Here is a 12,296-nt window from a genome sequence, read left to right on the forward strand (position 1 = left end):
GAGACCAAAGCGCAACGCGACGCGATCAACACGAAGCGTTTTGCCGGGCGATGATCATTTCCGCCTTCATGTCGCGAATGGCTTTTTCCCAGCCATCAAAAACAGCCCGCGCCACAATGGCATGACCGATATTGAGTTCAGCGATACCGTGGAGGGCGGCAATCGCCTGCACATTGGTGTAATGCAGGCCATGGCCGGCATTCACACGAAAACCTAAGGAAACACCGTGTGCCACGCCCTTGCGCAAACGTTCCAGCTCGGCTGCCTGGACGGTTTCGTTGTTGTCAGCCTGTGCGTACGCGCCGGTATGCAATTCAACCACTGTGGCGCCGGCACGTTGGGCGGCTTCAAGTTGCTGTTCTTCGGGGTCGATAAACAGCGATACGCGGATGCCGGCATCGTGCAGGCGAGAAACGGCATTGCGAACGGAATCGAAATGGCTAACGACGTCCAGCCCCCCTTCCGTCGTCAGTTCTTCACGACGTTCAGGTACCAGGCAGACATCTTCCGGCCGCAAGCGGCAGGCGATCTCCAACATAGCCGGCGTAATGGCGCACTCCAGATTCATGCGAGTACGCAATACGGGTTTGATGGCATCGAGATCGGCATCCTGAATGTGGCGTCGATCTTCGCGCAGGTGCAAGGTGATGAGATCAGCACCAGCCTCTTCCGCCCGGCGGGCGGCTTCCACAGGGTCAGGGTATGTCGTATGACGCTGCTGCCGCAGAGTAGCGACGTGATCAATATTCACGCCCAGTTCTATCATGATAAAACCTCCAAAACTCCTATTATGGGCTTTTTGGAGGTTTTCAGCAGGCAAGGCCGTTGCGGCGGCTATTTTTCCTGGGGGTCGACGGGCGGAATACGGTCAGCGGAGTTTTCCAGCCAGCCTCCGCCCAGCGCTTTATACAGCGCTACACGGTTGAGCAGTGATTCCATACCCACCTGCAGGAAGGCCTGCTGCACGCCGTAGAGGTTTACCTCTGCGTTCTGAACCTGAAGGAAGCTGTCCACGCCGGTTTCGTAGCGCAGATTGGCCAGCCGCAAAGCTTCCGCAGCGGTGGCTTCAAGGGCACGCATGGCTTCCAACTGATCCCAGTAAGTCGCTTCGCCCGCCAAGGCATCAGCCACTTCACGGAACGCTCCCTGAATGGTTTTCTCGTATTCAGCCACAGCGATATTCTTGCGTGCTTCTGCAAGATCAAGCCCGCCCGCTATGCCGCTGTTGAAGATCGGTATCTGGATCTGAGGTGCATACTGCCAGTAGCGGTTGCCACTGGAGAACAGGCCGCCCAATTGAGGGCTGGCAAAGCCCAACATGCCTGTAATCGAGATGTTGGGGAAGAAAGCTGCCCGCGCAGCGCCGATATTGGCGTTGGCGCCCATAAGGGCGTGTTCGGCGCCGATGATGTCCGGCCTCCTGATGAGCAGATCGGACGGCAAACCGACAGGAATTGAAGCCAACACCTGATCGCGCCCGAATACTGCTGGGGGCGGCAGGTCGTCAGGAATCGGCGTTCCCACCAGCAATTGCAGCGCATTCAAGGCCTGTGCCTCCATCCGCTTAGTGGCCTGCTGATCGGCGCGCACCGTTTCAACCTGCCCCTTCGCCTGCTGAAGGTCAAGTGCAGACGCCACACCGATATCGTAGCGCGCCTGCACCAAACGATAAGTGGCTTGGCGGGACTCCAAGGTCTTTTCCATCAGCGCCTGTAACTGCTGCGCCATGCGTAGTTGGAAATACGCTTCGGCCACCTGGCTGACCAGATTGATATGCACGGTGCGTTGTGCTTCAGCCGTTGCCAGAAATTGCTGTCGCGCAGCTTCACTGAGATTGCGGATGCGACCGAAAAAATCCAGCTCGAACGTAGTCATGGCAACACCTGCCATGTAGGCACGTGTCACACTGGGGCTTTGCGGCCCGCCCATGCGCATGTCTTCCGGGTTGCGTGTAATCTGTGCATTGCCTCCTACTCCGAAAGTGGGCAGACGATCGCTGTCGGCAATACCGTACTGCGCCCTGGCCTCTTCTACCCGGGCCAGAGCAATACGCATGTCACGGTTGTTTTCCAGTGCCAAGCCGATCAGTTCTCGCAGCCGCGCATCGGAGAAAAACTCCTGCCAGCCGAGGTCGGCTGCATACTGGGCGCCGACTTCTTCGCCGCTCATCGCGCCCGCATAGGGGAACACGGCAGGAACAGGTGCAACCGGACGCTCATATTCAGGCGCCAGCGAACAACCCGCCAAAGTCACAGCGAGAAGCACCGGGAGCGCCTTGCGGTGGAATCGCTGAACGGGCGCGACGGTAAACAGTCGCCCGCACGGCTGAGTCAGGACTTTTGCAGGAAAGGAGTCAACAATCATGGTGTGTTCTTATCAGTAGGCTGCGAAGCGTGCCCACCCGCAGCGGTTTCCGCAACAGGGACATGCGCAGGCTGAGCGCCCAGCAATTTGGAGCGTGTCTTGAAAATGGACAAGATAACGACGAAGAAGGTCGGCACGAACAGAACGGCCAGAGGGGTAGCTGCCAGCATACCGCCTAGCACGCCGAAACCCACTGCGTTCTGACTTGCTGCGCCAGCACCTGTCGCCATGGCCAGCGGCACCACCCCAAGAATAAACGCGAAGGATGTCATGAGAATCGGACGGAAGCGCAGTCGCGCCGCTTCAACTGTAGCGTCCAACAGGTTTGCACCTGCTGCGTAGGAGTCTTTGGCGAACTCCACAATCAGAATGGCGTTCTTGGCCGACAAGCCAATCACCGTCACCATCCCCACCTGGAAGTAAACATCGTTGGCCAAGCCGACGCCCGCCACCATGAGGACTGCGCCCAACATGCCCAACGGCACAGCCAGCATAACGGACAAGGGAATCGCCCAGCTCTCGTAGAGAGCGGCCAGAATCATGAACACGACCAGCACCGCCAGGCCAAGCAGAATGGCCGTCTGGTTACCCGCCTGAATTTCCTGATAGGACAAGCCCGTCCAGTCGGCGAAATAGCCTTCCGGCAGTTCGCTCACCAGGCGTTCCATTTCAGCCATGGCCTGACCCGATGTATAGCCGGGAGCAGGATTACCGCCGATACGGGTGGCTTCATAGCTGTTGTAGCGCACGATTTGGGTCGCGCCCGGCGCCCATTCCAGTGTCACAAACGACGACAGCGGCACCATGCCGCCCTGGTTGTTCATGGCGTTCAGGTTCAGGATTTGCTCCGTGGACATGCGGTGCTCCTGTTCGGCCTGCACCCACACGTTCTGCACCCAACCCTGGTTGGTGAACTTCCCAACAAAAGACGAACCCAGCGCCGTGCTGATCAGCGTAGCCGCTTCGGAGAAATCCACGCCCAAGGCGGCCGCTTTATCGCGGTCAATGGTAATTTCCAGCTGTGAACCCGCCGATAACCCAGTCAGGCGAACGCCATCCAGGATGGGGCTGGCATTTGCCTTGGCCAACAACTCCTGGGTGGCCTGCATTAGGGCATCGTGCCCCATGGCGCCTCGGTCTTCAAGCCGCATATCAAAGCCCGAAGCATTGCCTAAAGCGGAAATAGCCGGCGGCACGATGGAAAACACCATGGCGTCTGGAATACCAAAAAGCAGGTTCTGCACCGCCTTGGCCGACAAGGCCTGAGCAGAGTTCTCGTAGCCCGGTCGTTCAGAAAAGTCTTTTAGCGGTACAAAGGCAATCGCGGAGTTCAAGCCGTTGCCGTTAAAGCTGAAGCCTTGCACCGTGATGATGTTCTCCACTTGAGGCTGCTGGCTGAAGAATTTCTCGACTTTCTCGATCACTTCAACCGTGCGGTTGGCCGTGGCCCCTGCAGGCAGCTCAATATTGGCAATGACATAACCCTGATCTTCTTCCGGCAAAAAGCCGGTCGGCAGGCGGAAGTACATCCAACCTAGCAGCACCACCATCATAAGAAACAGCAGCATCATCCGCCCGCCCCGCTTCAGGCTGCGCGCGACCCAAGACTCATACCGCTTGGTAATGCGGTCGAAAACGCGGTTGAAAGCCCCGAAAAAGCCGCGCTTGGATTCGTGATGGCCTTTTGGAATCGGTTTGAGGAAAGATGCGCACAAGGCGGGGGTAAACGACAGCGCCAAAAAGCCGGAGAACATGATGGACACGGCCATGGCCACCGCGAACTGCCGGTAGATGACTCCAACCGACCCACTCATAAAGGCCAGCGGCAAGAAGACCGCCGACAGCACCAGCGTGATCCCCACAATAGCGCCGGAAATTTGCGGCATGGCTTTATGGGTCGCTTCGCGAGGCGGCAAACCTTCTTCCACCATGATGCGCTCAACGTTTTCAACCACCACAATGGCATCGTCGACGAGAATACCAATGGCCAGCACCATGGCAAACATGGTGAGCACGTTGACCGACATGCCTAGCGCGTGCATGACGGCGAATGCGCCAAGCATGGCAACGGGAACGACCAGCGCAGGAATAATGGTGTAGCGGACGTTCTGCAGGAACAAGTACATCACCACAAACACCAAGAGCATGGCCTCGATAAGGGTGTACAAGACCTGCTCAATGGATAGCGACACATACGGCGATGTGTCGTAAGGAATGGCGTAAGTGATGTTTTCCGGGAAGAGCGCCGCAAGCTCTTCCATCTTTGCCTTCACCCCTTTCGCGGTAGACAAGGCATTCGCCTCGGGCGTCAGGGAAATCGCAAAGGCGGCGGTGGGCTTACCATTCAGGCGAGCGCCGAACATGTAGTTATCGGAGCCCACTTCAATACGAGCCACATCGGATAGCTTTACCGTCGAGCCATCCAGATTGGATCTCAGAATAATATTGCTGAATTCTTCAACGGTCGCCAGCTCGCCATTGACAACAATGGGTGCGGACGTACGCTGGCTGTCCGGGTTGGGCGGAGCGCCGAGCACGCCCCCGGGAACCAGACGGTTCTGCGCTGAAATCGCAGCATTGACTTGTGCCATGCTGAGGTTAAAGCCCACCAGTTTGTCGGGGTCCACCCAAATACGCATGGCTCGGGGCGACTCAAACAGCTGGAAGCGCCCCACCCCTTCAACACGGGATAATGGGTTTTGCAGATTACGCGTGATGTAATCTGCCAGAGCCTGTGAACTGACTGAGCCGTCGGTCGATGACATAGTCACAACCAGCAAAAAGCCCGTATTCACCTGCGAAACCTTCAGGCCTTGCTGCACCACTGCTGAAGGCAGCGATGAGGTGACATTCGACATGCGGTTCTGCACGTCCACCTGCGCCATGTCCGGGTCAGTGCCCGGCTCAAAGGTTACGTTCAGCTCCATCTGCCCGTTGGAATCACTGACAGACTCGTAATACAGCAGCCCCTTGGCCCCATTCAGCTCGTTTTCGATCACACTGGCGACAGAAGTGGAGACATCCTGGGCTGAAGCGCCTGGATACGTAGCACGAATATTGATGGTGGGCGGTGCAACATCCGGGTATTGCGCGACCGGCATGTTGGGAAGCGCTAACAAGCCCGCCAAAACAATGCCCAGGGCGACAACCCAGGCGAAAATCGGACGCTCAATGAAGAACAACGGCATGTGCGCTCCTCAACCCTGCGAAGTCGTATCGGCGGACTGTTCTGCGCCATCACCGGCAGGGCCTGCGCCCTGCGCACCTGCTTTTGGCTGGCCGCCGGGCTGCCAGGGCATGGGCTGCACCGGAGCCCCCGGACGGATTTTCTGGAAACCTTCGACCACTACGACATCACCCGGCGCCAGGCCTTTGTAGATCAAGGCATTACCGCCTATTTCAGGCCCCACGGCCACGGCCACGGGGTTAACCACCCCATCACGCACCACCATCAGCGTGTTGAGACCATCGGGTGTCCGCTGGATAGCCTGCATGGGCACCAGCAACGCATCTTCGTCAGTGCCCTGCTGCACTCGGACCCGAACATACATTCCAGGCAGAAGAATTTCGTCTGGGTTGTCGAACTCGGCGCGTAAGGTGACCTGCCCGGTGGATGGATCGACCGCAACACCTGAGAACAGCAATGTTCCTTCATGCGGGTAAATAGAGCCATCTTCAAGCAGCACTTGAACCGCAACGCGGCCATCACCATTTTGCTTCAGAATACCTTCCTGCAAGGCTTTGCGCAACATGAATAATTCTGTTGTTGAACGCGTGATGTCCACATAGACTCGGCTCAGCTGCTGAACCACTGCCATCTGAGTGGCATTCTGGGCGCTGACCAGCGCGCCTTCCGTCACCAAGGATTTGCCAATGCGGCCATCAATCGGTGAATCCACGCGGGTATACCCAAGATTAATCTCGGCCGTCTGCACGGCTGCCTGTGCCGCAGCGATGGCGGCGTTGGCCTGTTTGGCCGCAGCCATCGCGTTATCGTATTCCTGACGGCTGACAGCGTTAGATTGAATTAGTTTTGTGTAGCGTTCAGCCAATAAGCGGGCGCTGCCTGCATCAGCCTGCGCACGTTGTAGATCAGCACGTGCCCTGGCCAGATCCGCCTCATAAGGGGCCGGGTCTATCGTGAATAACGGCTGGCCTTCCTTGACCTCGCTGCCCTGGTCGAAGTTGATTTCCTTGACGATGCCGGTTACTCGAGCCCGTATCTGCGCATCTTTGATTGCTTCCACCCGCCCGGGCAGTTGCGCATAGACTTCTGTTGGTGTCGGTTCGACCGTCACAACGCTGACCGGCACCTTCATGCCTGCCATGTTCTGCTGGGCCGGCTGATCGCCGCACGCAGCCAGTGTTCCTGTTGCGATCACGGACAAGGCCATAATTATCTGTCTGTATGACAGGCCGAGCAAGGACATACACCCCCCTATGTTTCCAACCCACTAAGGTTGAGGAAAACCATTTCTGCACGCAGCACACGCTACCGCAGCACACACGGAAAAAGGAGCAGTATAAAGCGAAAATGTTACGCCGCCGCATGAAAGATGGCTTGAAAGGGTTTGCCGCGGTTCCGGCCTCATGATCGCGAGTCGATATTCTGAGGTATGGGCGCTTCCAGGGGGTCAAAATCTTCCCATTGTCCGTTCTTCCAGCGCCCATGCGCACGCTCCACCTCGCGCCCGCCCGACTCCACCAGCATCGATGCAATTTCAGCGGCCCGCTCGCCGGTGGTATTTACTGCCAAAAGTACCCCTGCCGGCCGCCCTTCGCCGTTTTTTTCAACACCATGAGGCTGTGCGACGCTGTGCCGCCGCCTGTCCATGCCGCGCATCGCACCGGCCAACGAGCCGATGTATGCCCCGACGCCTGTACCCGCAATAATGGGAATGAAAGAGTCCGTGACTGTGGCGACCAAGACGCCGCCCGCCACTGCGCCAAGGGCACCCAGAACGGCCGCTGTACCCAGCGCCTTGCGGGGTGCGCCGCGTGTACCCGGGTCCACCGCCTGATCGCCCCCGATTGGATAGTTATCGTGCTCCCCTGGCGGATTCACGTAGAAGACGTGCAGGGTTTCTTCGGGCAACCCGGCATCCATTAAGCGTTGAGCCGCCTTGCCTGCCGCGTCAAAAGTTGAAAATCGGGCTGCAACAATAAGTGCCATCTCAAAACTCCTTGCCAAGGGTGGAGGTCGCGCAACTCATCACTCAGGCAATCTTCGTGCCGCGCGACATCGTTGATGAAGAGCGCGTCTCAAGGATGAGATAACAAATGCCAGCCAGCAGCACGGGAGCCAGATAGTAAAGCGCCCGATAAACAAGAATCGCTCCCAGGACTTGATGGCGAGGAACTTCTGGCGCGAGCATGGTGATGAAAACATATTCTGTCACCCCAAGGCCGCCCGGAATATGGGCAACCGCGCCGACAATCGATCCGATCAGCAAGGTGCCTAGAATGGCGGCGTAACCAATGTCCCCTGGCATCACGGTATATACCACCCATCCCATCACGGACCAATTCATCATGGCAAGCACCAATTGCAGAACAGCGATACGAGCTTCCGGAAGGACAATCTTATGGTCGCGCACTGTCCAGCTGCGGCGAGTGGAAAAGGCGCACAGTGCCAGATAGCCCACCGCCACAAAAACCATCAGCACTCCAATCACTCGCAAAGGGCCGGTGCTGATCTCCCAGTCAGACGGTGGTTGAACGGCTCCTGCCGCGAATATCCCCCCGGCCAATAAGCAATAGCCCATCCAGTTGGTGGTGATGCTCAGGCCCATGATGCGCATGATTTGCCCTGGGTCCAGCCCATGTTTGCCATACAGACGCAGGCGCAACGCCAGCCCACCGACTGCAGCGCTAAAGTTCATGGTGAACGCGTAGCTGATAAAAGCCACCAACATGGTTCGCCACCAGGCAACATCATGGCCTACATACCTGCGCCCCAATAAATCAAAACAACTGTAGAGCACGTAACTCGCAGCCACCAAAGGAACTGCCATCCATAACGACGAGCGTGGTGTCTCTAGTATGGCCTGCATCACTTCGCTCCACTCAATCGTCAGCCCGACTCTTATTAGCAGCGCAATGATGAAACACACAAATACGCCGGTGGCCACCCGCTTCAACTTCGCTTTATGACGCCCGAACCAGCGGCGAGCGGTAGTGAGGGCCCTCATGACTCGCCCTTCTGAAGGTCTTCCAGATCGCCTTCGAGTGTGGTCAATTGCGGTTGTTTAGCGGGAAACTTGTTGGCCCATGCTGGAAAGCGGCGTAAAAAATGAAAAACGAACACGCCCACGAGCATTCTTTGAATTCGTCTGCGTGGGCGGCTACCTCTTTCCACCGGCCGACATTGTGACTCCAGCAAACAGTCAAGGCGCTCTTGGAGGCATGCGGAGAACGCAGCGTCACGGATAATGACATTGCCCTCAATATTCAGTGCCAGACTTAGCGGGTCGAGATTGCTGGAGCCGACTGTTGCCCACTGCCCATCCACCGTCGCCACTTTGCCGTGGAATGGGCGTTCACAATATTCGTAGATCTGCACCCCGCCGGAGAGCAAATAGTCATAGAGCATCGTTGCTGCAAACTGCGCCCACCGCATGTCAGGCTCTCCTTGCAGGATCAGCCTGACCTTCACACCTCGCTTAGCCGCGCGACGCAAATCACGCAGAAGCGAATAACCGGGAAAGAAATACGCGTTCGCTAAGGTGATTTCACGCTGTGCGGCACGTATCGCGTGCCGGTAATGGCGCTCAATATCGTTGGTGTGCTCATCGTTGTCGCGTATCACCCAGGCCGCAACTATCCCACCAGGCTGTGCACTCGGAGGCCGGCGACGCCAGCGCAATCGTTTCCATAGTGAGCTTTTTTTCTGAGCCGCCTCCAACAGACGCAAGGTATCCCGTTCAATATCAGCCACTATCGGGCCAGTGATCTTGACGGCATAATCCTGTTTAGCCAACGGGCCGCTTTTAATGAGATGATCAACAGAAAAGTTAATACCGCCCACGAAGGCAAGCTCACTATCAATGAGCACTATTTTTCGGTGCAACCGCCTGAAAAGATTAGTTCTTAGCCCGAAACGGCGCGGTTTAAGGTCGAAAAAATGCAGGCGTACGCCCGCTTGCACTAACTCGTTCACGTAGGCGTCGGGCAAGTCGGCCGTGCCGTAGCCGTCTACCGTAACTTCTACATGCACACCTCGCTGGGCAGCATTAATAAGGGCTTGCGCCAGCTCCTGGCCAACAAGGTCATCGAAAATAATGAATGTCTCAATAATGACGCTGCTGCGAGCCGCAGCGATCGCGTCAAAAACAGCGGGAAAGAATTCCTCGCCATTTTCCAAGAGTTCAAACGCATTGCCTTCGGTCCATTTCACCGGCATAGCGATACCTCCGCCGCCAAGGGTGCGTGGTCTGACAGCTTGGCCCAAGGGTGTCTGGAGAGTTTGACCGGCTGATAACTCTCTACATTACGAACATAAATTCGATCCAGCCGAAACAGGGGGAAACTCGCCGGAAACGTGCGTGGCAAGCGTCCATGTCGTTCGTAGTGAATCTCCTTCAGGCCCGCACAGCGGCCCAAGCGTCGCTGCCCTCTTTGAAGCCAGTCATTGAAATCGCCCGCCACGAATAGCGGCGCCCTAGGCGGAATCTTCTCTTTGATGAATGCGCACAAGCGATCAAGTTGGGGGGAGCGGTGCCCTTCTCGCAGCCCAAGATGCACACATATCGCATGCAGGTCCGTCTCTAGGCGAGGCGGCCTAAGCACACAATGCAATAAACCGCGGCGCTCATGATTCCCAACCGATACGTCAATATTGTCGTAGGTGGCGATGGGAAACTTGGACAGTAAAGCATTGCCATGATGGCCATGGGGATAGACCGCATTACGGCCATATGCGAATTCCGGCCAGATTGTGTCGGCTAGAAACTCGTAATGGCTGAGGGTCGGCCAACGCGCTAGGCGGCGAGCGTGACGGTGATGCTCACCCAGCACCTCCTGCAAAAAAACAATATCTGCGTGTGTGGAGCGGATCGCGTCACGCAGCTCGTTCAAGATGAAGCGCCGATTGAAAACGGTGAAACCCTTATGGGTATTCACCGTCAAAATTCGCAAAGTATCCTGAGGGGCGTCCGTATGCATGCATGGTCTGCCAAAGCGATGACATCGCATGCTTCAGCAATTGTCATGCCGCCCCTTGAAATACGGCTCTTTAGCTTAGTAGCAAAGCATCATCCGCAAGCTCTTCACCCCGCACCCGCTCAAACATATGCAGCAGATCTTCCACCTGCATGCCACGGCGCTGCTCTCCCGCCACATCAAGCACCACTTTGCCCTGATGCAGCATGACGGTGCGCTCGCCGACATCCAATGCCTGGCGCATGCTGTGTGTCACCATCATGGTGGTGAGCTGGTTTTCCTCAACGATACGCACCGTCTGCTTCAAGACGAAATCGGCAGTACGTGGGTCAAGAGCCGCTGTATGTTCATCCAGAAGCAAGATACGGGAAGGCTGAAGTGCAGCCATCAGCAGGCTGACGGCCTGTCGCTGGCCACCCGATAACAAGCCGATGCGGTCAGTCAACCGGTTTTCCAGCCCCAGCCCCAGAGTCGCCAGACGTGCGCGAAAATCTTCACGCATGGAGGCCTTCACGGCTTTGCCCAACCCGCGCCTCTGCCCCCTGGCATGAGCCAGCGCCATGTTTTCCTCGATTGTGAGGTCTTCACATGTTCCCGCCATCGGGTCCTGAAATACGCGTGCCACCTGATTGGCGCGTTCCCACACCGGTTGGCGGGTGACGTCATTGCCGTTGATGAGAATACTGCCTTCATCCACCGGAATATCGCCCGATACAGCGTTCAAGAGCGTAGACTTACCCGCCCCGTTGGAACCGATTACTGTGACAAACTGGCCTTCGGGAATATGCACCGACATGCCCCGCAAGGCACGAGTTTCGATCGGCGTGCCGGCGTTGAAAGTAATGTGGAGATCCTTGGCATTTAACATGATCAGTTCCCTTTCTTACGCCGCAGACGCTGCTTGATCATGGGCATGACCAAGGCGAATGTAACCAGCAAGGCTGTCACCAGGTTGAGGTCTTGGGCATGCAGGCCGATAAAGTCCGCATTCAGCGCCAAGGCAACGAACAACCGGTACAGTACAGCGCCGATGATGACTGCAAGGGTAATGATGAAGAAGCGGCGTGAAGGCATAATGCTTTCGCCAATAATGACCGCAGCCAAGCCAATCACAATGGTGCCTATGCCCATGGAAATGTCCGCACCGCCTTGCGACTGCGCGAACAAAGCACCGGCCAAAGCGCAGAGTGCGTTGGAGATGGCCATGCCCACCAGTACGCGACGGCCTGTGGCCACCCCTTGAGCACGCGCCATACGTGGGTTGGAGCCTGTGGCGCGCATGGCCAGACCAGCCTGAGTTGAAAAATACCAATCCAACAAGAATTTGGCCGCCACCAGCAACACCACCAACATCAAAGGTCGGAAGATGTAGTCGGAAACGCCGTCCGGTTGCAGCACATTAAAAACCGTGGGCTCCATGATAAGCGGCACATTCGGCCCACCCATGATGCGCAGATTGATAGAATACAGAGCAATCATCATCAGGATGCTGGCCAGCAGATCCATAATGCGCAGCTTAACGTTCAACCAGCCGGTAATCATGCCTGCAAACGCACCAGCGGCCATCGCTGCCAACGTGGCGGAAAAGGGATCCATGCCCACACTGATCAGCGTCGCTGCAGTGGCGCCCCCAAGGGGGAAACTGCCATCGACGGTGAGATCAGGAAAGCGCAGGATGCGAAAGGAGATCAGCACACCCAGAGCGACCAGGCCAAAAATCAGGCCGATCTCCAGGGCACCCCATAAAGCATAAATGGACATGGAAAACTAAA

General features: G+C 56.9%; 10 protein-coding genes. All 10 read right to left on the minus strand.

Annotated elements, in window-relative coordinates; genetic code table 11:
• Positions 1 to 25: 25 nt before the first annotated feature.
• The 10 genes from VRY85_RS10975 to VRY85_RS11020 all read right to left on the minus strand — a co-directional run bounded on the left by VRY85_RS10975 (position 26) and on the right by VRY85_RS11020 (position 12,285).
• Complete coding sequence (locus tag VRY85_RS10975; protein ID WP_414598637.1) at positions 26 to 766, minus strand: pyridoxine 5'-phosphate synthase; 741 nt, start codon at positions 764 to 766, stop codon at positions 26 to 28.
• Between the two features lie 68 nt (positions 767 to 834).
• Positions 835 to 2,364: an efflux transporter outer membrane subunit gene (locus VRY85_RS10980; protein WP_414598638.1), complete on the minus strand. Its 1,530-nt coding sequence runs from the start codon at positions 2,362 to 2,364 to the stop codon at positions 835 to 837.
• On the minus strand, positions 2,361 to 5,552 hold the full coding sequence (locus VRY85_RS10985; protein ID WP_414598639.1) for a multidrug efflux RND transporter permease subunit: 3,192 nt from the start codon (positions 5,550 to 5,552) through the stop codon (positions 2,361 to 2,363). Before VRY85_RS10985 ends, VRY85_RS10980 begins: the two co-directional genes overlap by 4 nt.
• 9 nt (positions 5,553 to 5,561) lie before the next feature.
• Positions 5,562 to 6,758, minus strand: coding sequence for an efflux RND transporter periplasmic adaptor subunit (locus VRY85_RS10990; RefSeq protein WP_414598640.1), 1,197 nt, complete (start codon positions 6,756 to 6,758; stop codon positions 5,562 to 5,564).
• Between the two features lie 194 nt (positions 6,759 to 6,952).
• On the minus strand, positions 6,953 to 7,537 hold the full coding sequence (locus VRY85_RS10995; RefSeq protein WP_414598641.1) for a hypothetical protein: 585 nt from the start codon (positions 7,535 to 7,537) through the stop codon (positions 6,953 to 6,955).
• A gap of 43 nt (positions 7,538 to 7,580) precedes the next feature.
• Positions 7,581 to 8,555 (minus strand): lysylphosphatidylglycerol synthase domain-containing protein, encoded by a 975-nt coding sequence (locus tag VRY85_RS11000; protein WP_414598642.1) that lies wholly within the window; start codon positions 8,553 to 8,555, stop codon positions 7,581 to 7,583.
• On the minus strand, positions 8,552 to 9,766 hold the full coding sequence (gene clsB / locus VRY85_RS11005; protein ID WP_414598643.1) for a cardiolipin synthase ClsB: 1,215 nt from the start codon (positions 9,764 to 9,766) through the stop codon (positions 8,552 to 8,554). The genes VRY85_RS11000 and clsB overlap by 4 nt, the downstream gene beginning before the upstream one ends.
• Positions 9,757 to 10,527, minus strand: a complete 771-nt coding sequence (locus tag VRY85_RS11010; RefSeq protein WP_414598644.1) for an endonuclease/exonuclease/phosphatase family protein — start codon at positions 10,525 to 10,527, stop codon at positions 9,757 to 9,759. The genes clsB and VRY85_RS11010 overlap by 10 nt, the downstream gene beginning before the upstream one ends.
• A 70-nt stretch (positions 10,528 to 10,597) precedes the next feature.
• Positions 10,598 to 11,392: an ABC transporter ATP-binding protein gene (locus VRY85_RS11015; protein ID WP_414598645.1), complete on the minus strand. Its 795-nt coding sequence runs from the start codon at positions 11,390 to 11,392 to the stop codon at positions 10,598 to 10,600.
• A gap of 2 nt (positions 11,393 to 11,394) precedes the next feature.
• On the minus strand, positions 11,395 to 12,285 hold the full coding sequence (locus tag VRY85_RS11020) for an ABC transporter permease (protein ID WP_414598646.1): 891 nt from the start codon (positions 12,283 to 12,285) through the stop codon (positions 11,395 to 11,397).
• Positions 12,286 to 12,296: the final 11 nt, after the last annotated feature.

The sequence above is a fragment of the Achromobacter sp. F4_2707 genome, from assembly GCF_047501535.1.
In the GTDB taxonomy this organism is placed as follows: domain Bacteria; phylum Pseudomonadota; class Gammaproteobacteria; order Burkholderiales; family Burkholderiaceae_B; genus Yanghanlia.